The organism is Pseudomonas sp. C2.3V, from assembly GCF_058536325.1.
In genome coordinates, this window is the sequence record NZ_JBZUBN010000001.1 from 2,295,785 (window position 1) to 2,317,761 (window position 21,977).

Genomic DNA, 21,977 nt, shown 5'->3' on the forward strand with positions numbered 1-21,977 from the left:
GGCTTAAGACAGCGCGGCTTCCTGCCGCATACACTGAACGGCAACGAGAGCGCATATGGTTTTTCGCCTGTTTGAAACTATTATTGATCCCTTCAAGCATGCCTCCGACGAAACACCTCCCAGCAACGTGATGCGGTTCTACATCCACTACCTTAAACAGGCCTGGCCTGCTTTTCTCTTTCTATTGGTAGTGGGCCTGGTAGGTTCCCTTATCGAGGTCGCACTCTTCAGCTTCCTGGGTCGAATCGTCGACTTGGCACAGAGTTCTGCTAACAGCACGGTTTTCTTTCAGGAGCATGGCCATGAACTAGTCTGGATGGCAGTCGTTACACTCTTGTTGCGTCCACTTTTTATCAGCCTGCATGACCTGCTGGTCCATCAAACCATTACTCCTAGCCTGACTACACTGATTCGTTGGCAAAATCATCGCTATGTCTTGAAGCAGAGCCTCAGCTTCTTCCATAACGATTTTGCAGGTCGTATTGCCAACCGTATTATGCAAACCGGAGCCTCGCTACGGGACTCCGCTGTCCAGGCAGTGGATGCCATCTGGCATGTACTTATCTATGCCGGCAGCGCCCTGGTTCTTTTTGCCCAGGCTGACGTCTGGCTTATGGCTCCCCTGATTATTTGGATCATCGCGTACATCCTTACCCTCTGGTACTTCGTACCCAAGACCAAGGAGCGATCCGTCATCTCGTCCGAAGCACGCTCAAAACTGTCCGGACGGATTGTTGATGGCTACACAAACATCATGACGCTCAAACTCTTTGCTCATACTCGGCAAGAGGAAGACTACGCTCATGAAGCCATGGCAGAACAAACAGAAAAAGCTCGCTATGCGTCACGTCTGATTACCGCTATGGGTGTCACTATTTCCCTGTTGAACGGCTTCCTGATCGCCGGAACGACGGGACTTGCCCTGTGGCTTTGGCATAAAGGTCTTATCTCAATCGGAGCGATCGCTCTTTCTACAGGACTTGTCATCCGTATCAACAACATGTCCGGCTGGATCATGTGGGTAGTCAATGGCATCTTCGAAAACATTGGTATGGTTCAGGATGGCCTGGAAACTATTTCCCGCCCCCGCACCGTCATTGATCAAAGCAGTGCCAAACCACTTGAGATTGAGCGAGGCGGAATCCGCTTTCAAGAGATTGCCTTTCACTATGGCAAAACCCGTGGCGTTATCGAAAACCTTAATCTGGACGTAAAGCCCGGAGAGAAAATAGGCCTTGTCGGACCCTCTGGCGCAGGGAAATCCACGCTGGTTAACGTCCTGCTTCGCCTGTATGACTTGGAAAAAGGGCAAATCTTGATTGATGGCCAGGATATTGCTCACGTCACTCAGGAAAGCCTTCGCAGCAACATAGGTGTCGTAACTCAAGACACATCACTACTGCATCGCTCGATTCGCGAGAACCTGACGTATGGCCGACCCAATGCAACAGACGAAGAAATTCAAGCAGCCGTACATAAGGCTAGAGCAGATGAATTCATTCCATTACTGACTGATGCGCAAGGACGAACCGGGCTCGATGCGCAAGTAGGCGAGCGTGGGGTCAAGTTGTCCGGCGGGCAACGCCAGCGTATTGCGATTGCACGCACCCTACTCAAGGACGCGCCTATTCTTCTGCTGGATGAGGCAACATCAGCACTGGACTCAGAGGTCGAGGCTGCCATTCAGGAAAGTCTCGAAACGCTTATGAAAGGCAAGACTGTGATAGCCATCGCTCACCGTCTCTCTACCATCGCACGTATGGACCGACTTGTTGTGATGAATAAAGGCCAGATCGTTGAAACTGGCTCCCATGAAGAATTGATTGCTCAAGGAGGGTTATATGCCCGTCTATGGCATCACCAGACGGGCGGATTCGTAGGAGAAAGCTGAGGCTATTTCAAAAGAGCTGTTTGGCAATATTGGTCAAGCAGCTTTTTTTGGTTTTCAATATCCAAGCCAGGATAGAAACCCTGAATCTTCTGAAAACCACCAAACCACCATTGCTTTTCAGTCATGCACTCATAAACAGGGCATTGCTCGCTACGGGCGGCACAGTCCTGGTAGTACGTAAGCATTTGGCTTTTGTCAGCGCTGCCTTGAAAACTTCCCTTGCGGTCCCTCAAGGAAAAGAAGTCAATAAAGGCTGGACCGCTGTAATGTCTGACCTGCACTTCAAGCGCGGATGGGTAAAAAATCACCAGCAATACGTTAAAAAGCAGCCACATGATCAGCGCTGTAACGGGTACAGGCAATCGTGCGCGATAACGTCCTCCCGCCTTTATGAAAGCAGCAGTGACTGCAGTTGTCAGTGCCAAGGCGAACAATAACGATGTCAGGCCACTGACAACATACCCACGTGTACCCGCCTCCAGTCCATTAGGTAGCGACACTGAGTCATAACCAATATGAATCAGCTCCCATCCGAGCTGATTACCAAGTACAGCGAGCATTACCAGCACTGCAGCAATTCCAATAAGCACCCAAAAAGTGAGCTTGGTTGGCGATTCCGTTGATACGTTCTTTGCCACGGGACCCCTCATACATGATTAAAGCCGCGAGCCTGCCTTGCTTGCTATCACAGCGCAACGACTTTCAGCGAGTACCGAATGCCCATAATTGTTAATCACAAAAAATTGCCTGATTAGAAACCGCTTTTGCTTCAACCAAGAGCATCTTCACAGGTTGCTTCTCCCTCTATTCACGCCTCTACAGCCCGCTCGTATTCGTCTAACATGAATCATGTGATCTTCAGGTACACCTTACCGATAAGCGCAGTCAGTCGGCGAAGTGGGATATAAAACATGAGAAGTCGAAAAAATTATGACGAAACTGTTAAACTCCGCGCCCATCAGAACCGCATGTCGCGGTAGTTCGAGCTGATCACGTGGAAATTTTTAAAGAATTCACCTTCGAAGCAGCCCATTTCCTACCTAATGTTCCAGAAGGACATAAGTGTGGGCGCCTACATGGGCACTCCTTCAAAGTAGCCATCTATCTTGAAGGGCCGGTTGATCCCCACACAGGCTGGCTACGGGATTTTGCTGATATCAAAGCGATCTTCAAGCCCATCTATGAGAGACTCGATCACTACTATCTGAACGATATTCAGGGTTTAGAGAACCCGACCAGTGAAAATCTGGCAATCTGGATTTGGCGTGAACTGAAACCACAGTTACCCGAACTCTCTCGGGTCCGTGTTCACGAGACCTGCACAAGCGGCTGCGAATACCGCGGCGACTGAATATTACCCATTTATTACACAAAGGGTCAGTTGTCTGGCTGCTTTCTGACATAATTGCTGCCTTTCAACTGTCGATGAAACGATATGTTCGATCTCTTCAGCGGGCTAGATGTCTGGGTAGGCATTAGTCTGGTTCTTGCCTTGGCTTTCGTGCTGACATTTGAATTCATTAACGGTTTTCATGACACCGCAAATGCTGTCGCAACCGTCATTTACACCAAGGCAATGCCGCCTCATTTAGCGGTTATGTTCTCAGGTATATTCAATTTCTTAGGCGTTCTGTTTGGTGGTGTTGGTGTTGCCTATGCCATTGTTCACCTCTTGCCAGTCGATCTACTCATTAATGTGAATACAGGCCATGGCCTCGCCATGGTCTTTTCGCTTTTGGCTGCTGCCATTACCTGGAACCTAGGCACTTGGTATTTCGGTATACCAGCCTCTAGCTCTCACACTCTGATTGGCTCAATTTTGGGTGTTGGCCTTACTAACTCCCTTATCACAGGTATCCCCTTAAGCGAGGGCGTTAACTGGCAGAAAGTAATTGATATCGGCCTTTCGCTTATTGCCTCTCCAATAGCGGGTTTTGTACTGGCAGGCGCTATTCTTATAGGTCTAAAGCGCTGGCGCCCCCGTTCCAAAATGCATAAGACACCTGAGCAACGCCGCGAAATAGACTCAAAAAAGCATCCACCTTTCTGGAACCGTTTGATGCTAGTCATCTCGGCCATGGGTATGAGCTTCGTGCACGGCTCCAATGATGGCCAAAAAGGGATTGGCCTCATCATGCTGGTACTCATAGGCATCGTGCCAGGTAAGTTCGTCTTGGATCTGACTAGCACCACCTATCAGATTGAACGCACCCGTGATGCGGCTATTCACTTGGGTCAGTTCTACGAGCGTCAATCGAGTGTTCTGAAGGAGTACTTGGATTACACAACTGGCAATCGGGATCTTCCTGAAGAGTTCAGCTGTGAAACCAGGCTTACAATCCCTACACTTAATGCGTTGTTAAGCAATCTGAATGGTGTGACCGACTATCGCGCCATGACCGTGGATCAGCGGACCCAAGTACGCCGCTATTTGCTTTGCCTGGACGATTCCGCAAAGAAAATTAGCAAGCTTCCCGTTCTGGAAGGCCGCGACGTTGAAGATCTGAACAGGCTACGTAAAGACCTTACCAGCACAACAGAATATGCTCCGTACTGGGTGATCATCGCAGTAGCATTGGCTCTAGGGATCGGAACCATGGTCGGTTGGAAGCGAGTGGTACTGACAGTAGGTGAAAAGATAGGCCGGCAAGGAATGACGTATGCACAAGGTGTCAGCGCGCAGTTTACTGCCGTAATCGCCATCGGCGCCGCGAACATTTATAGTCTGCCCGTATCCACTACACACGTTCTATCTTCTGGTGTAGCAGGCACAATGATCGCCAACCGCAGCGGTCTGCAGGGCGGTACGGTACGTAATATTCTATTAGCTTGGGTACTAACTCTACCCGCCTCGATGCTGCTTTCAGCTGCCCTTTTCTGGTTGTCCAACCAGTTTATTGGGTGAGATCTTAGCTTGGTAGCTAACTAGCTATGATTGCTAGTTAGCTACTCGCCTCAGGCGACTACTCGTCGAATTCCTGTAGAAGCTCTAAACATCTCTTGCTTTAGCGAGTCTGTATAGGTATAGCCCCTTTAAGGGATATCAATACGCTTGAGCAGTATGGTGACGCCATGAGCCCAGCAGCCTATATAGTATTATTGATTATCGGATGGCTCGCATTAGCCGGTACGATGTTATGGGCAATGCTTAGAATAAGCCGATCTCCACGGCATCATAGACATTCGCACTCTGAAACAGACAAGCCGGTTACAGTAAAGCCTACTGGCTCAGAACCTCCGCAGCATCTTTTAAACCTATCTCATAAGGCTCGTTCCTTCCACGCCTGAGCGGCTAATAAAAACCGACCTATTAAGGTCGGTTTTATTCATCTCTTCGCTATATCGAGCTGACCAACAAAGGCACTACTTCCGTACTGCTTTCGAACTCTCGTTCAATCATCTTTTTCAAAGTCAATAACGAATCCTGAGACGCTGGCTTTTCAAAAAGTTTTACGTGAGAAGTGATAAGGCCATTTAGCCAAGCGGCTAATTGCTCAGCAATTGTCTCCTTAGCATCACCTTTAACTTGAAAGGCAAAGCCAGGAACTTCTCCAATAACAAAACCAGAACCAATAGCAGCAAACATAAATCCACCTCACTCAATGCTTGTATCTAGTTGAGTGAGCAAGCGAGAGGGAGTTCGTGACTGTTTATCGGGAAAGAGCTTTTTGCTGAAAAGAAGAGGCCTAACCTCAGTAACCAGGCGGAGAGACAGGTGGCAGCAAATAAGCAGCTCTTGTAGGCCGCGCAGGAAAAGCAGCCTATCTCTTTTATTTCTGCCGCAAAAGCAAAACCCCCGGGCGGTTAGGCCTGGGGGTTTTGGGTATAGGTGCTTGACGATGACCTACTCTCACATGGGGAAACCCCACACTACCATCGGCGATGCATCGTTTCACTTCTGAGTTCGGAAAGGGATCAGGTGGTTCCAACGCTCTATGGTCGTCAAGCAATTCGGGTGGGGAACCGGTGTCTAGTCGTTTCCCCGAATGGGTATGTGATCGGTATTTTGCGGTTCAACCAAGCTTTCGGCTGGTCTTTACCAAACAACAGATTGTTTGGGTGTTATATGGTCAAGCCTCACGGGCAATTAGTATCGGTTAGCTCAACGCCTCACAGCGCTTACACACCCGACCTATCAACGTTGTAGTCTTCAACGGCCCTTCAGGAAGCTCAAGGCTCCAGTGAGATCTCATCTTGAGGCAAGTTTCCCGCTTAGATGCTTTCAGCGGTTATCTTTTCCGAACATAGCTACCCGGCAATGCCACTGGCGTGACAACCGGAACACCAGAGGTTCGTCCACTCCGGTCCTCTCGTACTAGGAGCAGCCCCTCTCAAATCTCAAACGTCCACGGCAGATAGGGACCGAACTGTCTCACGACGTTCTAAACCCAGCTCGCGTACCACTTTAAATGGCGAACAGCCATACCCTTGGGACCGGCTTCAGCCCCAGGATGTGATGAGCCGACATCGAGGTGCCAAACACCGCCGTCGATATGAACTCTTGGGCGGTATCAGCCTGTTATCCCCGGAGTACCTTTTATCCGTTGAGCGATGGCCCTTCCATACAGAACCACCGGATCACTAAGACCTACTTTCGTACCTGCTCGACGTGTCTGTCTCGCAGTCAAGCGCGCTTTTGCCTTTATACTCTGCGACCGATTTCCGACCGGTCTGAGCGCACCTTCGTACTCCTCCGTTACTCTTTAGGAGGAGACCGCCCCAGTCAAACTGCCCACCATACACTGTCCTCGATCCGGATAACGGACCAGAGTTAGAACCTCAAGCATGCCAGGGTGGTATTTCAAGGATGGCTCCACGAGAACTGGCGTCCTCGCTTCAAAGCCTCCCACCTATCCTACACAAGCAGGCTCAAAGTCCAGTGCAAAGCTACAGTAAAGGTTCACGGGGTCTTTCCGTCTAGCCGCGGATACACTGCATCTTCACAGCGATTTCAATTTCACTGAGTCTCGGGTGGAGACAGCGCCGCCATCGTTACGCCATTCGTGCAGGTCGGAACTTACCCGACAAGGAATTTCGCTACCTTAGGACCGTTATAGTTACGGCCGCCGTTTACCGGGGCTTCGATCAAGAGCTTCGCTTGCGCTAACCCCATCAATTAACCTTCCGGCACCGGGCAGGCGTCACACCCTATACGTCCACTTTCGTGTTTGCAGAGTGCTGTGTTTTTAATAAACAGTCGCAGCGGCCTGGTATCTTCGACCGGCATGGGCTTACGGAGCAAGTCCTTCACCCTCACCGGCGCACCTTCTCCCGAAGTTACGGTGCCATTTTGCCTAGTTCCTTCACCCGAGTTCTCTCAAGCGCCTTGGTATTCTCTACCCGACCACCTGTGTCGGTTTGGGGTACGATTTCTAATTACCTGAAGCTTAGAGGCTTTTCCTGGAAGCATGGCATCAACCACTTCCTCTTCATAAGAAGAGTCGTCATCAGCTCTCGGCCTTAACTGTCCGGATTTACCTAAACAGTCAGCCTACCGCCTTAAACTTGGACAACCAACGCCAAGCTGGCCTAGCCTTCTCCGTCCCCCCATCGCAGTAATTAGAAGTACAGGAATATTAACCTGTTTCCCATCGACTACGCCTTTCAGCCTCGCCTTAGGGGTCGACTCACCCTGCGTCGATTAACGTTGCGCAGGAACCCTTGGTCTTTCGGCGTGCGAGTTTTTCACTCGCATTGTCGTTACTCATGTCAGCATTCGCACTTCTGATACCTCCAGCAAGCTTCTCAACTCACCTTCACAGGCTTACAGAACGCTCCTCTACCGCTCATCTTGCGATGAACCCGTAGCTTCGGTGTGTAGTTTGAGCCCCGTTACATCTTCCGCGCAGGCCGACTCGACTAGTGAGCTATTACGCTTTCTTTAAAGGGTGGCTGCTTCTAAGCCAACCTCCTAGCTGTCTAAGCCTTCCCACATCGTTTACCACTTAACTACAACTTTGGGACCTTAGCTGACGGTCTGGGTTGTTTCCCTTTTCACGACGGACGTTAGCACCCGCCGTGTGTCTCCCATGCTTGCACTTCTGGGTATTCGGAGTTTGCATCGGTTTGGTAAGTCGGGATGACCCCCTAGCCGAAACAGTGCTCTACCCCCCAGAGTGATACATGAGGCGCTACCTAAATAGCTTTCGAGGAGAACCAGCTATCTCCGAGCTTGATTAGCCTTTCACTCCGATCCACAAGTCATCCCCTGCCTTTTCAACGGAAGTGGGTTCGGTCCTCCAGTCAGTGTTACCTAACCTTCAACCTGCTCATGGATAGATCGCCCGGTTTCGGGTCTATACCCAGCGACTAAAACGCCCTATTAAGACTCGCTTTCGCTACGCCTTCCCTATACGGTTAAGCTTGCCACTGAATATAAGTCGCTGACCCATTATACAAAAGGTACGCAGTCACCCAACAAAGTGGGCTCCCACTGCTTGTACGCATACGGTTTCAGGTTCTATTTCACTCCCCTCTCCGGGGTTCTTTTCGCCTTTCCCTCACGGTACTGGTTCACTATCGGTCAGTCAGTAGTATTTAGCCTTGGAGGATGGTCCCCCCATATTCAGACAACGTTTCACGTGCGCCGTCCTACTCGATTTCACTCAAAAGATCCTTTCACCTACGGGGCTATCACCCACTATGGCCGCACTTTCCAGAGCGTTCGGTTAAAATCAATTGAGCTTAAGGGCTAGTCCCCGTTCGCTCGCCACTACTTAGGGAATCTCGGTTGATTTCTTTTCCTCAGGGTACTTAGATGTTTCAGTTCCCCTGGTTCGCCTCTCACACCTATGGATTCAGTGTGAGATACCTGACTTATGTCAGGTGGGTTCCCCCATTCAGAGATCTCCGGATCACAGTCTATTTGCCGACTCCCCGAAGCTTATCGCAGGCTATCACGTCTTTCATCGCCTCTGACTGCCAAGGCATCCACCGTATGCGCTTATTCACTTGACCATATAACCCCAAAGAATCTGAAGTTATGTTTGGTTTGGAACACGACATTCGCCGAAAACTTGCGCTTGAACTCGCAAATTTACCTTGACCACATAGTCTGCAGTGAAACAGCCTATGTGTTCGTACTTCTATCACATACCCAAATTTTTAAAGAACAGTCTGAAAACAAAGTTCAGAAGTCAATGCTCCAACCCAACCCTTAGGGGGGGGTAAGCACTCAGTTCTGAGCTTTAACGCGGTGTTAGATGGTGGAGCCAAGGAGGATCGAACTCCTGACCTCCTGCGTGCAAAGCAGGCGCTCTCCCAGCTGAGCTATGGCCCCATCGATTGGTGGGTCTGGGCAGATTCGAACTGCCGACCTCACCCTTATCAGGGGTGCGCTCTAACCAACTGAGCTACAGACCCAATCGTCTAACGCTTGAGTCTTGACTCATCTCGCGTCTTTATTTCAGTGAATCAAGCAATTCGTGTGGGAGCTTATGCCAAAGCTGGGATCTATCGATTAAGGAGGTGATCCAGCCGCAGGTTCCCCTACGGCTACCTTGTTACGACTTCACCCCAGTCATGAATCACACCGTGGTAACCGTCCTCCCGAAGGTTAGACTAGCTACTTCTGGTGCAACCCACTCCCATGGTGTGACGGGCGGTGTGTACAAGGCCCGGGAACGTATTCACCGTGACGTTCTGATTCACGATTACTAGCGATTCCGACTTCACGCAGTCGAGTTGCAGACTGCGATCCGGACTACGATCGGTTTTATGGGATTAGCTCCACCTCGCGGTTTGGCAACCCTTTGTACCGACCATTGTAGCACGTGTGTAGCCCAGGCCGTAAGGGCCATGATGACTTGACGTCATCCCCACCTTCCTCCGGTTTGTCACCGGCAGTCTCCTTAGAGTGCCCACCATGATGTGCTGGTAACTAAGGACAAGGGTTGCGCTCGTTACGGGACTTAACCCAACATCTCACGACACGAGCTGACGACAGCCATGCAGCACCTGTGTCAGAGTTCCCGAAGGCACCAATCCATCTCTGGAAAGTTCTCTGCATGTCAAGGCCTGGTAAGGTTCTTCGCGTTGCTTCGAATTAAACCACATGCTCCACCGCTTGTGCGGGCCCCCGTCAATTCATTTGAGTTTTAACCTTGCGGCCGTACTCCCCAGGCGGTCAACTTATTGCGTTAGCTGCGCCACTAAAGTCTCAAGGACCCCAACGGCTAGTTGACATCGTTTACGGCGTGGACTACCAGGGTATCTAATCCTGTTTGCTCCCCACGCTTTCGCACCTCAGTGTCAGTATCAGTCCAGGTGGTCGCCTTCGCCACTGGTGTTCCTTCCTATATCTACGCATTTCACCGCTACACAGGAAATTCCACCACCCTCTACCGTACTCTAGCCAGGCAGTTTTGGATGCAGTTCCCAGGTTGAGCCCGGGGATTTCACATTCAACTTACCAAGCCACCTACGCGCGCTTTACGCCCAGTAATTCCGATTAACGCTTGCACCCTCTGTATTACCGCGGCTGCTGGCACAGAGTTAGCCGGTGCTTATTCTGCTGGTAACGTCAAAATTGCAACGTATTAGGTTACAACCCTTCCTCCCAGCTTAAAGTGCTTTACGACCCGAGGGCCTTCTTCACACACGCGGCATGGCTGGATCAGGCTTTCGCCCATTGTCCAATATTCCCCACTGCTGCCTCCCGTAGGAGTCTGGACCGTGTCTCAGTTCCAGTGTGACTGATCATCCTCTCAGACCAGTTACGGATCGTCGCCTTGGTGAGCCGTTACCCCACCAACTAGCTAATCCGACCTAGGCTCATCTGATAGCGTGAGGTCCGAAGATCCCCCACTTTCTCCCGTAGGACGTATGCGGTATTAGCGTTCCTTTCGAAACGTTGTCCCCCACTACCAGGCAGATTCCTAGGCATTACTCACCCGTCCGCCGCTGAATCAGAGAGCAAGCTCTCCTCATCCGCTCGACTTGCATGTGTTAGGCCTGCCGCCAGCGTTCAATCTGAGCCATGATCAAACTCTTCAGTTCAAACATATCCGGGTTTTGAGAAAACCCTAAACTTGGCTCAGCAATCGCAAATAAACTCTCGAATTCACGAGTGTTACTTGTCTTGCTGATAATCTTGTCGATCCATCAGTCTTACAGCACAAGCACCCACACGAATTGCTTGATTCAACTTGTTAAAGAGCGGTTGGTTAAGACCTTGTCTCAACCGAGGCGCGCATTCTACGCTAACCTCTTGTCCTGTCAAGCATTTTGTTCAACCGGTCTAACCCGCTGAACCGCTTGCCGGACCTGCCGGATCAGGAAACCTGTTCTGGCAGCGGGAGGCGTATTCTACACAAGCCCAGGGGCTTGTCAACTACCGCTTCCCTCTTTCCGCTTCTGCCAGACCGGAGGTCTGACCCTGACTAAACAGCTAAGCCATTGATCTACAAGGCTTTTTGCCGTTCCGTTGCAGCGGAAGTGGGGCGCATTATAGGCCCCTCCGCTCACAGGTCAAGCTTTATTTGAGATCAACAAACAGACTAGCCGCTTATTGATGCTACTGGCGACCTCCTGCGACGGCACTCTGGCCACCAAAGCAGTACCCAGTATGGTACGGGTAATCTGCAAGCACACTGACCATAGCCTTGGACGGCACTAACGAGCTGTTACATGAGGACTGGCTGCAGATCCACAAGCAAGGCATCGGCCGCTCGGATGCGGTGGACCTGAATCCGCAAAAATCGCGGCTGGTGAAAACCAGTTGTGATATCGAACTGCCGAAGGCCGATTCTCTGGATGAGGAGAGCCCGATGTGCCATGGCAACGCCCCTAAGCTAATAGTGGCTTGGCATTGTAGCAAACGCATGAAGAACCATGTGCGCCGTCGCATTAATGCCTACTGCAGCACCCGAACCTTGATCTTCCTTAGATGCCAGCCAATATTAACCGTGAGAAAATCTTGGCCGCTTAGTCGCCGGAATGAGCATAAGTGATCACACTCATCTCAGTGCAATGCGTTCCAGAACGTGGCCTGCCATCGATTCCTGAGATATCGCCAGACGACAGTAGAGCATATCAGCCGCGATGACTCCCCCTCCCTTTTCTAACCACTCCACCGCGGCAGACTGCCTATCGAAATCAGCAGGCTTGTTGAGGCGTGCCTCAAGAATGCGCGCGATCGTCGCCGGCGCTGGCACCACTACCGCCGAAGCGCCAGTAGTCATCGACTTCATCAGGCCCTGCGGGTCGTAGTCTGGAAAGCTGATTAAATCAGAATTCCCCACCCTCGCAGCAGAAACAGCCTTCGGCGACCGCTGTCAATCGCCCCGAAACAACATAGGTACGTCCTAGAGCTGTGCCGGCATTTGGTATCGGTGAGCCGCGAGCATAACGCTCAGGTTCTCCACCAGCAGAACCCTTTCTAGCCCGTGCAAGTCGCTAGTCTGGATATTCAGCGTGCCGCCGCGGGAGTGCTGGTAGCCACCTGATGGCAAGAGAACCCTGCCCGATGGGTGAGCGACCAGCACCAGGCCCTCGCCTACCATCCGGCCACTGACCTTTTTGTTTCTGGAGATCGCGGCCAGAGCCAGCCTATCTCCGCCGTGCTGTGCTTCAGCGGACCCAGAGACATGTCCTTTCTCACCACCGCCAGCAGCGTCTGGTGATCCTCTGCGGTCAGCACCAACGCCGATGTGCCGTGCTTCGTCCCTACGCCATAAAGTTGGTGGATCTGCCGCCAGGTATCTGTAAGGGTAATTTTGTCTTGGTTGCGCCGAACCGCATTCATGATCGCTGTCAGGTGGCGATTGTTGGTCAGCATGCGCTATCGCCTCGGCACCCTATCTAGGGTCAACTTCAGGACACGTCGGTTCGCCGAAAACCGACTATGTGGCGCCAGCGTCGGCACAAGGCGGTAGTTCAGTTCCTTACCGTTGACTTTGGCGAATGCCGCCTGCAACTGGGCATAGCCATCCGGAGCGTAGAGCCATATTCCGTCAGGGATGTCGGGGTCACCACAGTCCTGCCAGTAAGCGGTAGCCGATTGAGGTTTACCAGTGGCAATCAGCTCCCGAAGCATAACCTCCAAGTGAGCACGCACGAACGGTTTTTCCAGCTCCTTTTCCTGATTGACCTCTGAGGGGACAATTCTTGATTCACGCTCCTGGACTGCTGCCGCTGGCGCCGTTTTGACCTTCGGTTCCGGCAGTGAGACTATCAGCAACTCCAGCCGCTCAAGGTTCTCGCCGACGTTGACGTCACAGAATGCACTGCCGCCCTAGAAAAATGGAGCAGAACCAACCCAAACTGCAGCATCAAGTCGTTCAAGAAGTGGCTCAAGATCGATTACGCCGCCGGCCTGCAGGTGAGCGTCGACGGCCTGTGCCACCTGGCGCATCTTGCTGCGCTTACGCACTGTCAGACTAAGCCGACCAACCATCTCGTCGAGAGCGAAGCGGTTGCGAGACACCGCGCCTAACAGAACGTCCATGAGCTTGCCCCGCAGCGCCCGGTCGCTTCTTGTCAGCTGCAACAGGCCCATGTGTGTAAACAGGCCCATGTGTGTAAACAGGCCCAACTTCTCGTGCAGTCGCTTGAGGCGGTCGATCGCATTTTTGATGTCGCGGATCCTGTCGGTGAGCCGGACGGAGAATCCATACCCTCCTTCAATAAATGCCCTGATGACGTTTTGCTCGCTTCTCAGGTGCTGCACCACCTGGCTGGCGGTGTTGGTGACACGTCGGTAAGCGGTAATCTGCCGATGCCTCCAGTCCTCATCGATTAGAGTGATTTCGCGGAGCAGCTCCTGCCGATTCACTATACCTTGGCGCGCATCACCTTCCAGCTTGATAACCAGGTCCTCTGCAGAGAGGAGCACCAAAGCATCAATAAAAGGCACCGTTTCCTTGCTTAGATGAAATGAAGGCTGCAGCTTCAGCAGAGACGCCAGCTTTTGCGCTTTGCGCAGAGCAAGCAAGCAAGCGGGGATTGTCGAAAATCTTCTGCCCACGTTTGGGCAAAGGCCTTTCCCAAACCCAGTTGACAGCGTCACCCCGAATCACACCAGGATGGGACTTGATCTCAATGACGTACATGCCCTTAGGCGTCAACACCATGAGATCAACTTCGTTGATGGAGCCATCCTGAGCAATGAACTCGAAGTTGGCCCAAGCACGATAAAGGTCGCGATCAGGGAGGAGAAGCTGCCTGGCAAACTCCAGCGTTTCCCGCTCCCATGTGTAATCGGATTGGGGGGATTTGCTTCCAGAGCTTGTCCATCAATGGCCGTCCTTGTTGATCGGCTGACGTGGGCGACACTCACACGCTGCAGTGATAGAGCTCTCGGAAAAGCGCTCCCCTCGATAAGGCTGAGGTAGCCTTAATATATCTGCAGATCTGCCGGGAGCCTGTACAGCCTAGTTAATCTCAATTGGCAACCAGGAAGCCAGGAAGCCAGGAAGCCAGGAAGCCATTTTCTAGGAAGCACCGAAAAATCGTCGGAAATAAAAAATCCAATCACCGTTAAGTGACTGGATTTTCTAGAGTTCATTGGTCGGGACGGAGTGATTCGAACACTCGACCCCTTGCACCCCATGCACGCAGGAGCAAGGAAACCAACGTAATATCAGGCGTTTAGGCCGATTCTCGCTGCAATCGATGAATAACCAAGCCTAACGGTAAATTACGAATCCCTGAAAAAGTCCCTATGGCTTTTTTGTGCCCTCTCCCGAAAAAGTCACTCATCTATAGCCACCCTCCCTCTTTCCGACTACTGTATGCATCCTCAGTAGAACGGACCCTCTTATGAGCACTTCAATTGCCGAATGGGAAAGACTGGCTAATGACCAGCATGCCCTTGTTCGCCTGCCAGAACACCATACCTCTTACATGAAAGAAGTTGCCGACCGGCTACTGAGTACCCAGGCAATCACCAAAGACCGTTGGGCGGATATGATGGAAGTCATCGACTCTGCAAAGCTATGGGCAGCCGAAGCATTGGCTACTTACTCGCCAGATTTCCTCAAAGGCGGCATCTACGAACTCAGGGACACGAACGGCAAGCTGGCTGGGATCGTCGAGCAGTCGGCATTCGAGTTCTACAACCTGAGCGAGGATCATGGTGTTGTCCGGAGAGATCCGAACGGACGCCTGGAGTTTCATGAGCGAAACGCTGGGCTATACGGCTCGGTCGATGGGATGAGACTGACGCGAAAGGACGGGCAGCAGTTCGACCTTGTGATGATCGGGCGGGTAGTCAATGGGGAGCGGGTGCTTAATCGCCGACTAACTGATTAATGCGGTAGGTTTATAGTACCCCTCTCCTCCTATCCGGACCCCTATATAAAAGAGGCTTGCCCTCCACCTTGCCACGCCCTCCGCACGAAGTGCTCGATATAGCACGCCATCAGCCTCCTCTCTGCTCAATACATCCCCTCGCTCTGTCTTTCCCCCTCCATATAAATAGTCATGAACGGTACAGGCTGCGTTTCCATACCCCACTAGTGTTGCATAGATAGGGCTGGCGATAACTCGAAGGCTACGGATAGAGGCGAAATTAGTCTCGAATCCTGCAGGGACGGTGATCATGGCGTGAACGGAATCGTTGTGGATCAGCGGTGAGGTGAGTCGCCATTCCCAACGCCTCAACTGTTCGGCAACCAGGTGTGAGACGAACTCGCCGGGATCAGTTACTGCAGGCGAAAGCATTAGCGTGCTCATCCTTAATCATTATCCTATCTGATGGTTTTCGCTTAGAGCATAAAATGCTCATGCACTGCAAGCATTGCCAAAGCTATACTAACGGTCCAATAATCTGGATTACACTGAATTTAAGTTAAGCTGATTATTCAAAGCTCAACCAAATACTACCTTTAAATAGTGTTAGAAATAATTAATTACATGCCAAAACATTATAAAGGAAATAATTAAATAATGGATAAAGATTACTCATCAATAGCATCTACAGCTATCGTTAGTGAAAAGTCTAATATATCCCATCCCGTTAATATAGGTAGAAATACTGAGATACACCAAAATACCAATATAGACCAATTTACATTTATAAACGCACAATCTGTGATTTATGCAAATGTTAATATTGGCAGATATTGTGCAATTGCCAGAAATTGCGAAATAGGGGTAGCAAACCATCCTACTGACTGGCTCGCCACAATCGGAAATTTCAAGTCCTACTTCCCAAGGTTCCCAGGCTTTTCAGATTCAGAAAATCTACCGATGAACCCACACCCAGCCACCGTAATTGGCAATGACGTGTGGATAGGTGGAAAGGTAGTCGTGAAATCAGGAGTTAAGATCGGAAATGGAGCAATCATTGCTGCCGGGGCAGTCGTTACTAACGACATTCCACCTTATGCTATATATGGCGGCGTACCAGCTAAGCTTATACGATACAGATTCAGCAGTGACACGATAGAAGAGCTACAAGAACTAAAATGGTGGGACTTAGAGCCTGAGATAGTATCGACCTTGCCTAGAAATAATATAATTAAATCTATAGAAATTCTTAGGAAAGTAAGAAGCACAAGACCTCAAAAGAAATCTTTAATGTCTAGAATATGGAATCTTAAATAAACTAATGCTTATAACAAAAATCCTGCGTATTACTACGCAGGCCACCATTTGTCGTCTGTGTAATCAGCGGGGATTGGGTGCATGTCCTTGAGCGTACGAGCCGTAAAGATCAGCGCTTGCTTTTGTGCAGCAGCTGCCTTGCCGAACTCAACTACAGTCTGTGCATCCATCGGCACTAACGTGTTATCCAAGGCTATCCAGTTAAAATCCTGATCAGGATTTGACCACCTCAAGTCTCCTGGCTGAGCACCGCCCATGATTGCCATGAATGCCAGCTGAGCCGTTCCGGCGATGTTCTCCCGATCCGTTGCGCGAGACTGAAACATGACACCGTTAAATTCGAAGCCTGCATCGATACGCCGATCACGCTCCGCATCAACAGCACCTGTCATCTGCTCTTTGAGCGCAGCCGCTTTAACCTCAGACGTTATCAGCTGGGAAAGATCAATATTCATTGCGGGAGCTCCAGAGGGCCATCAGCTGGATTAACGAGTTCAGAAGGAAAGGCCAAGGCTTGAGACGGATTAGGACCATGCGGCAAAATCAGAGTCAACGTTAACTCGCCATTGGTGCGGTGGACTTGGTCTGTAACCCACTCGCAATCAACTGCGTCAGCTGGCAACGTGGCCCCTTCAGGAATAACGCTAAAATCAAAGGCTTGGCCGTTAAACGTGAGGGTGTCGCCAGATTTAATAACGCTTAAGCTATCATCGCGACGCTGTGGCTTAAATTTTATGATCATTTCCATCTCCCTATAGCCAATCCATCCACTCGCTGGCCTGTTCTACTGACAGCCGATAAAACCCTTAATACTCCATACGTGGTATCGGCAGGACCAGACTGGCCCCCCCATCCCTCCACGTTACTGGAATATGTAGAAGCTACAAACACATTGCCAGAGTCAATAAATGCTGCGGGGTACGTCCAGTTATAAAAGCCTCGGTATAATGTTCCTCCAGCTACTGCAGTAGCGATATCGATCACAGCAGATCTGACCCAGCAAATCTGAAGCCCGCTATTGAATCGCTGATAGAAACCGTTTGCATTCGAACCAGACTCAACCACCCCGCCCTGCCCTAATGATGTGTAAAGCTCCTGCGTCATACTGTTGATTTTGGTGAAAGCATTAATAGCTGACTCACCTTTCTTACCGTTTGGCTGTACGGTAGTTAGGTCGATAACTTGTCTTGCCATGAGAGGTTTACCTACTGCAATTCGTGCGAGGGAATGGCGTAAATGAAGGGCCAGTTAAAGTTGGGGTTGTTGCCGGACACATCGCCGTACATGTCGTAGTTCTGCCAGTACTGCGCCTGGTTCTCTGTGGCTCGGTAATAGCCAAAGCTTGCTACGTTGCCAGTCCCCGCTCCATCTAAGAGATACCCGGTAAAGTTGGATATGAGCACATAGCTGTTGGGGTTGACCGAGTAGCTAGTGTTGGTTGTCCAGTACCAAGTGCGATTCCATCCACTCTGATTGGTTGGTCCGCTTCGGGTATAGCTTCGGGTAGCAAACTGAAAAACCATGGTGGAGTAGCCGCTATCCAGGATGAGCTGGCCGGCAGCATCGAATAGCTGCACACCGTAGGTCTGCGAACTCCTCGGAGGCATAAAGACTGCTACGCAGTATGTATAAGTCTGAGCGGAGCCTACGACACTCGGATTGATGGTCATGCCCGTCCAGTTGCCAGCTGAACCGACATACTGGAAGTTGCCGCACCCATAACCACCTGCTTGGATTTTCTGAAATACCAGTGGCGGCAGCTGGGTTGTGATCGCTTGAGGCCAAGTAACCGTGACCGCGCGTGTTGTGTTTGCGGTTATGGTGTACTGAGCGGTAAACACCCAATGCAACAGCGAATTATCGCTATCGATCAGAAGCTGACTGGCATCGTTAAAAATCTGGATTCCGTAGCTCATCCGAATGACACCGCCATTACCCAGGCCTTCTGGTTTCCAGCCATGTCCATCGTGACCCGGTTACCGCTTAACGTGTATGGCGGAATACTGCTTGCGCTTTCATACGCCTGCACCCAGATCATGGAATTACTCCCAAGGTTGCCCGGTACGTCATAAATCATTCCGCGCACATATGAACTGCTGGTGTTAGTCACGACCGCTCTATGAATGACGCGCACAGAGAAGCGCGAACCGTCCAGAATGCGCCGCCCCTGCGGATCGTTGATTACAAAGTCATAAGCCATCAGCCCAACCACCCCATCCGCATACGAAGGATGTTGTTAGCGTCGAAGAGAGAGATGTTTTGCGAGTTGATGACCATGCGACCCTGCCCAGCAACCATGCCGTTGATTTCGAAAGTACCGTCCTTGTTAATCCGCCAGCCGGTTTGCCCCGCTACGTAATTATTGGACTGGATGAAGCTTCCAATCATGGCGTTAGTGATACGCCCGGTGCCTATGTAAGCCGAATTGATAACCGTCTGGCCGTTCTCGATCACGAACGGAAGCGTTGTTGTGCTGCCGTCGTTGTTGAGCACCGCAAAACGGTTCGCCATCACCAAAAATTGGCTGGTGACATCCCCGCCCGAGTAATCGACACCTAAAGCAATCCCTGCGGCATAGCGCTGGCCGTTAGCAGTGACTTCAGTTTTGATGGTGTAAGACGAGGACAGCCTTCCATCTAGTGTTGCTACCGCCTTTTGTGCGGTTTGAACGGCTGCAGTATTTTCACCAATACCTACCTCGACCGTGTCAATCCGCTGCGCTACTGCCCGAGTTGCGTCAGCGGCTACAGACTGAACAGTTACAGTCCCGGCGTAGACTGTCTCTTCACCTATATACCACTCAGGATCGCCCGTAAGGTCGGGTGTAATCTGGGCATAGAGAGAGTCAGTCTTGCTTGATTGGGCAGTGAGTTTGTTATCAATAACGCTGATGTCATTGGTGTTCTCAGTCACCTGAGCCGCCAACGCACCGGCCTCGCTGACGATCTGCCCCACATCCTCCCAGTAGGTATCGTTAGGCGGCGCGTTACTACCATCTGCCGCAGCGGGAACTGCTTGGCGCGCCTGCCACAGTCGCTTGCCCTCTCGAACGATATCTCCAGTTGCATAGGCTAACGCTGGGTCGTAAGCCAAGGCATCGGTTAGGTTTTTGATCTGCTCCTGAATCTCGTCGATCTTATCAATATCAGACAGTAAATCCTGCCCAAGTTGATTTTTGGTGATCTTTCCTTCCAGAAGCTTTAGATACTGGCCTACATCCGCAGAGGTTCGCGCTGGCACATACAGAAAGCCGCTACGTCCGTACGCATTAACCGAGCGGACGTAGTAATGGTATGGCGTATCGAAAGACAGGCCGTTATGGGTTAGCGATAGGCCCTGCCCAATATAGGTAGCTTGTTCAGCAGGAACGCTAGCTGTTAGCGCAAAGTAATACTCATAGGTCCCGCCGTTCAGGCTTGTAGCAGTGTTACGTGGCACAAGCGTGATGGCATCCACCGTTGTGTACACAGCACAGCTCTCTGGTACCGGAGGGCCATCGATGTTTACGGTGATTGTCGCTTCGCCCGACCGTGCCAGCGGGCCCTGAGCCGATACGCTCATGGTATAGCTGCCCGACACCAGCCCGTTGATGTTGCACTGGGTAGCGCTTGCGGGAACCTGGATAGCCTGAACCGCTTTGCCAGCCTGCCGCACCACTACGTTGTAATAACTGACTACCGAAGCCGGAGCCGTCCAGGACAGTACGCCTTGGGTAACCTCGGCAAGCGTCTCTACCGACCAGGTAAGGTTCGATGGTGAACCCACAGAACCTGCAGGCAGATTGATAAAGCCGATAGGGTTATAGGGCTGCCCTACCGCGTCATCAAAGATGGCTGGCTCATACTGCGATACCGTAACGGTACAACCATCCAGCGCGCCCATGGTCCAGTCGGTGACAATGAACTCGCCGTTGATATTGAGCGATGGCAGGTTAACCCGCACCACGCGCCCAGGTCGGCAGTTATAGCCGTTGAAGTTCAGAGGAATGCTGAGAGATCCGCCCGCCCTACGACGGCGTAGCTCGATGTTCGCCAGACGCTGGGCCTGATAGGAGTCTGTCACGTAGGAGAACGACAACGTTTCGGATGCCTCACCGCCATCCTCCTGGACCCACTGATCTACCCGGACCTCGGGGTAGTCCGTTTCCGCCCACGCTTGAGATGGGTCAACAAAAGTGCCGGTGATGACGTTGATTGCGGAGTCGTTATCAACCTCGCTGCTTCCTGCAACGGTACCGATCACCATATCTTCCGTGATCTCGAAGTCAGCAGGGCCATAGTACGCACCGGCCTGCAGCATCCACTTGCCGCCTACACGAATCAGCCGCCCGGCGCAGGATTGCTCTAGCTTTTGCAGGACTTGGGTGCGCGGCTCATCAGCACCGATGACACAGCCGGTGTGATAGCGGTTGCTGCTGGACCCATCCGCGTTACCTACCAGCTCATCGCAGACGTTGGCTGCACTCAGGAAGGTCTCAAAGATGATCTCATCGTCTGGAATGCCGCAACGGTTACGCAAGTACCAGAGGATATGCAGCGCCGTGTTCTGGCTATAGACGTTGCCGCCAATGCGTGGATCGTAGATATCGTTCCGGCCACGCACAACAAAGCGCACATCCGGAATGCCGGACGGGTACTTCTCTGCACTGTAGCGCAGTGACAGACGAACAAATGACAGGCCCCGGCCAATTTGAGTGTCTTTCCAGTCCGGACAGTTCTCTAGCAGGAAGGCATTAGGCTCGGTTGGATTGATGACAACTTCATATGAGGCGTACTCACCATACGACGCAATGGCTTCTTCGTTCAGGTAAATCTCGGATACGCCATCAATGGACCCTTCCGCCAGCACATAGACCAGGTGTAGCCACTCACCGTTACCTTGATTGCCGCCCTGCTCCTGCGCCCATACCAATACGCCACCGGTACTGGCCTGACCAAGAATGAAGCGGGCCGGAGCCTTGGACGAGCGTACCGTCTGCGCTGAAGGCTCGCTGGAGCCGCCTTTGACCTTGGCCGACTTCTGGCTGGAGGCGTAGAGAGCCGCAGCTCCACCGACCAGCGCGCCTTTCCATCCACCAGTGGCATAGCCAATAGCTGCGCCTACTGCTACCTGAGCAACTGATTTGACTGCCTTACCCATTATTCAACTCTCCAGACCACCAGTGGAGTGCAGTCGATACGACCCACCCCATCTTCCGCTGTCGACCAGCAGTTACCCGCCCAATACACAGCCACGCTTCGCCCATTGGCTCCGTCGTACAGAACCACGTCCCCGCGCTGCATGAAGGCAGGATTGACGCGCTCGAAGTAGGCGTCCCACGCTGCCTCCAGGCTGCCATGGGTCTTTGCCAGCGCCCGCTTGGCCCCGGCTTCGGTCTTGTACTTGCCCCGGTACTTCTCGGCTGGATCCACACCGCATATGGCCTTGGAGCAGTCGGCCGCAAACAGGCAGCAGTCAAATTCGCCCCAAGAAAAAGGCCGCTCAGTGGCGGCCTTGATCGTGTCGTGCAAACGGGTTGTCCAGTCTCGATAGCGCATGG

Annotated in this window: 19 protein-coding genes, 2 tRNA genes, 3 rRNA genes and 2 pseudogenes; 7 read left to right on the forward strand and 19 right to left on the reverse strand. The window is 51.7% G+C overall.

Annotation, left to right across the window (positions count from 1 at the left end):
• The first annotated feature begins 55 nt into the window (after nt 1-55).
• Nucleotides 56-1,891 carry an ABC transporter ATP-binding protein gene (locus AC4LF3_RS10645; protein WP_312272136.1) on the forward strand — a complete coding sequence of 612 codons (1,836 nt, stop codon included), beginning with the start codon at nt 56-58 and terminating at the stop codon, nt 1,889-1,891.
• Between the two features lie 2 nt (nt 1,892-1,893).
• On the opposite strand, the gene AC4LF3_RS10650 is transcribed toward AC4LF3_RS10645, so the two are convergent.
• Entirely contained in the window at nt 1,894-2,529 is a 636-nt protein-coding gene (locus tag AC4LF3_RS10650) for a hypothetical protein (RefSeq protein WP_491835261.1), read from the reverse strand.
• A gap of 356 nt (nt 2,530-2,885) precedes the next feature.
• Here AC4LF3_RS10650 and queD point away from each other — a divergent pair, with 356 nt between their 5' ends.
• Nucleotides 2,886-3,242: a 6-carboxytetrahydropterin synthase QueD gene (gene queD, locus AC4LF3_RS10655; RefSeq protein WP_010798473.1), complete on the forward strand. Its 357-nt coding sequence runs from the start codon at nt 2,886-2,888 to the stop codon at nt 3,240-3,242.
• 84 nt (nt 3,243-3,326) lie between these two features.
• A complete protein-coding gene (locus tag AC4LF3_RS10660) occupies nt 3,327-4,796 on the forward strand; it encodes an inorganic phosphate transporter (protein ID WP_010798474.1) in 1,470 nt (489 codons plus the stop codon).
• A 432-nt stretch (nt 4,797-5,228) separates the two neighbouring features.
• Here the strand turns inward: AC4LF3_RS10660 and AC4LF3_RS10665 are convergent, their stop codons facing one another.
• The 6 genes from AC4LF3_RS10665 to AC4LF3_RS10690 form a co-directional block, all read right to left on the reverse strand.
• Nucleotides 5,229-5,477, reverse strand: a complete 249-nt coding sequence (locus AC4LF3_RS10665) for a hypothetical protein (protein ID WP_019365524.1) — start codon at nt 5,475-5,477, stop codon at nt 5,229-5,231.
• 245 nt (nt 5,478-5,722) lie between these two features.
• A 5S ribosomal RNA gene (rrf, locus tag AC4LF3_RS10670) occupies nt 5,723-5,838 on the reverse strand.
• A gap of 119 nt (nt 5,839-5,957) precedes the next feature.
• Nucleotides 5,958-8,848 (reverse strand): 23S ribosomal RNA (locus AC4LF3_RS10675).
• A 246-nt stretch (nt 8,849-9,094) separates the two neighbouring features.
• A tRNA-Ala gene (locus AC4LF3_RS10680) sits at nt 9,095-9,170 on the reverse strand.
• Nucleotides 9,171-9,176: 6 nt separating this feature from the next.
• Nucleotides 9,177-9,253: transfer RNA gene (locus tag AC4LF3_RS10685), tRNA-Ile, on the reverse strand.
• Between the two features lie 98 nt (nt 9,254-9,351).
• A 16S ribosomal RNA gene (locus AC4LF3_RS10690) occupies nt 9,352-10,888 on the reverse strand.
• The 16S, 23S and 5S rRNA genes sit together here with 2 tRNA genes alongside, the layout of an rRNA operon.
• A gap of 514 nt (nt 10,889-11,402) precedes the next feature.
• Here AC4LF3_RS10690 and AC4LF3_RS10695 point away from each other — a divergent pair.
• Both AC4LF3_RS10695 and AC4LF3_RS10700 read left to right on the forward strand, forming a co-directional pair.
• Nucleotides 11,403-11,502, forward strand: a pseudogene (locus AC4LF3_RS10695) (DUF932 domain-containing protein); the annotation flags it as partial.
• Nucleotides 11,482-11,774 (forward strand): annotated as a pseudogene (locus AC4LF3_RS10700) (YqaJ viral recombinase family protein); the annotation flags it as partial. The pseudogenes AC4LF3_RS10695 and AC4LF3_RS10700, both read left to right, overlap by 21 nt.
• A 73-nt stretch (nt 11,775-11,847) precedes the next feature.
• Here the strand turns inward: AC4LF3_RS10700 and AC4LF3_RS10705 are convergent.
• From AC4LF3_RS10705 to AC4LF3_RS10725, 5 genes are all read right to left on the reverse strand, one after another.
• Nucleotides 11,848-12,132 (reverse strand): DUF7281 domain-containing protein, encoded by a 285-nt coding sequence (locus AC4LF3_RS10705; protein WP_491835262.1) that lies wholly within the window; start codon nt 12,130-12,132, stop codon nt 11,848-11,850.
• A 254-nt stretch (nt 12,133-12,386) separates the two neighbouring features.
• Nucleotides 12,387-12,668: a hypothetical protein gene (locus AC4LF3_RS10710; RefSeq protein WP_491835263.1), complete on the reverse strand. Its 282-nt coding sequence runs from the start codon at nt 12,666-12,668 to the stop codon at nt 12,387-12,389.
• 3 nt (nt 12,669-12,671) lie between these two features.
• Entirely contained in the window at nt 12,672-12,947 is a 276-nt protein-coding gene (locus AC4LF3_RS10715) for a hypothetical protein (protein WP_434134346.1), read from the reverse strand.
• Nucleotides 12,948-13,124: 177 nt separating this feature from the next.
• On the reverse strand, nt 13,125-13,724 hold the full coding sequence (locus AC4LF3_RS10720) for a hypothetical protein (RefSeq protein ID WP_491835264.1): 600 nt from the start codon (nt 13,722-13,724) through the stop codon (nt 13,125-13,127).
• Nucleotides 13,725-13,731: 7 nt separating this feature from the next.
• Entirely contained in the window at nt 13,732-14,067 is a 336-nt protein-coding gene (locus AC4LF3_RS10725; protein WP_491836276.1) for an NERD domain-containing protein, read from the reverse strand.
• Nucleotides 14,068-14,650: 583 nt separating this feature from the next.
• Here AC4LF3_RS10725 and AC4LF3_RS10730 point away from each other — a divergent pair.
• Complete coding sequence (locus AC4LF3_RS10730) at nt 14,651-15,142, forward strand: hypothetical protein (RefSeq protein WP_491835265.1); 492 nt, start codon at nt 14,651-14,653, stop codon at nt 15,140-15,142.
• On the opposite strand, the gene AC4LF3_RS10735 is transcribed toward AC4LF3_RS10730, so the two are convergent.
• Nucleotides 15,131-15,565, reverse strand: a complete 435-nt coding sequence (locus AC4LF3_RS10735; RefSeq protein ID WP_491835266.1) for a DUF1353 domain-containing protein — start codon at nt 15,563-15,565, stop codon at nt 15,131-15,133. The genes AC4LF3_RS10730 and AC4LF3_RS10735 overlap by 12 nt on opposite strands.
• A gap of 213 nt (nt 15,566-15,778) precedes the next feature.
• Here AC4LF3_RS10735 and AC4LF3_RS10740 point away from each other — a divergent pair, with 213 nt between their 5' ends.
• Complete coding sequence (locus AC4LF3_RS10740; protein ID WP_491835267.1) at nt 15,779-16,438, forward strand: CatB-related O-acetyltransferase; 660 nt, start codon at nt 15,779-15,781, stop codon at nt 16,436-16,438.
• Nucleotides 16,439-16,470: 32 nt separating this feature from the next.
• Here AC4LF3_RS10740 and AC4LF3_RS10745 read toward each other — a convergent pair whose 3' ends face one another.
• The 6 genes from AC4LF3_RS10745 to AC4LF3_RS10770 all read right to left on the reverse strand — a co-directional run bounded on the left by AC4LF3_RS10745 (nt 16,471) and on the right by AC4LF3_RS10770 (nt 21,975).
• On the reverse strand, nt 16,471-16,893 hold the full coding sequence (locus AC4LF3_RS10745; protein WP_491835268.1) for a DUF4376 domain-containing protein: 423 nt from the start codon (nt 16,891-16,893) through the stop codon (nt 16,471-16,473).
• The gene (locus AC4LF3_RS10750; protein ID WP_491835269.1) at nt 16,890-17,180 is read right to left on the reverse strand and encodes a hypothetical protein; all 291 of its coding nucleotides are present in this window, start codon (nt 17,178-17,180) and stop codon (nt 16,890-16,892) included. Before AC4LF3_RS10750 ends, AC4LF3_RS10745 begins: the two co-directional genes overlap by 4 nt.
• A 463-nt stretch (nt 17,181-17,643) precedes the next feature.
• The gene (locus tag AC4LF3_RS10755) at nt 17,644-18,354 is read right to left on the reverse strand and encodes a hypothetical protein (protein ID WP_491835270.1); all 711 of its coding nucleotides are present in this window, start codon (nt 18,352-18,354) and stop codon (nt 17,644-17,646) included.
• Nucleotides 18,351-18,638: a hypothetical protein gene (locus AC4LF3_RS10760; RefSeq protein WP_491835271.1), complete on the reverse strand. Its 288-nt coding sequence runs from the start codon at nt 18,636-18,638 to the stop codon at nt 18,351-18,353. The genes AC4LF3_RS10755 and AC4LF3_RS10760 overlap by 4 nt, the downstream gene beginning before the upstream one ends.
• Complete coding sequence (locus AC4LF3_RS10765) at nt 18,638-21,577, reverse strand: phage tail tip fiber protein (protein ID WP_491835272.1); 2,940 nt, start codon at nt 21,575-21,577, stop codon at nt 18,638-18,640. Before AC4LF3_RS10765 ends, AC4LF3_RS10760 begins: the two co-directional genes overlap by 1 nt.
• Complete coding sequence (locus AC4LF3_RS10770) at nt 21,577-21,975, reverse strand: DUF6950 family protein (protein WP_491835273.1); 399 nt, start codon at nt 21,973-21,975, stop codon at nt 21,577-21,579. The genes AC4LF3_RS10765 and AC4LF3_RS10770 overlap by 1 nt, the downstream gene beginning before the upstream one ends.
• Nucleotides 21,976-21,977: the final 2 nt, after the last annotated feature.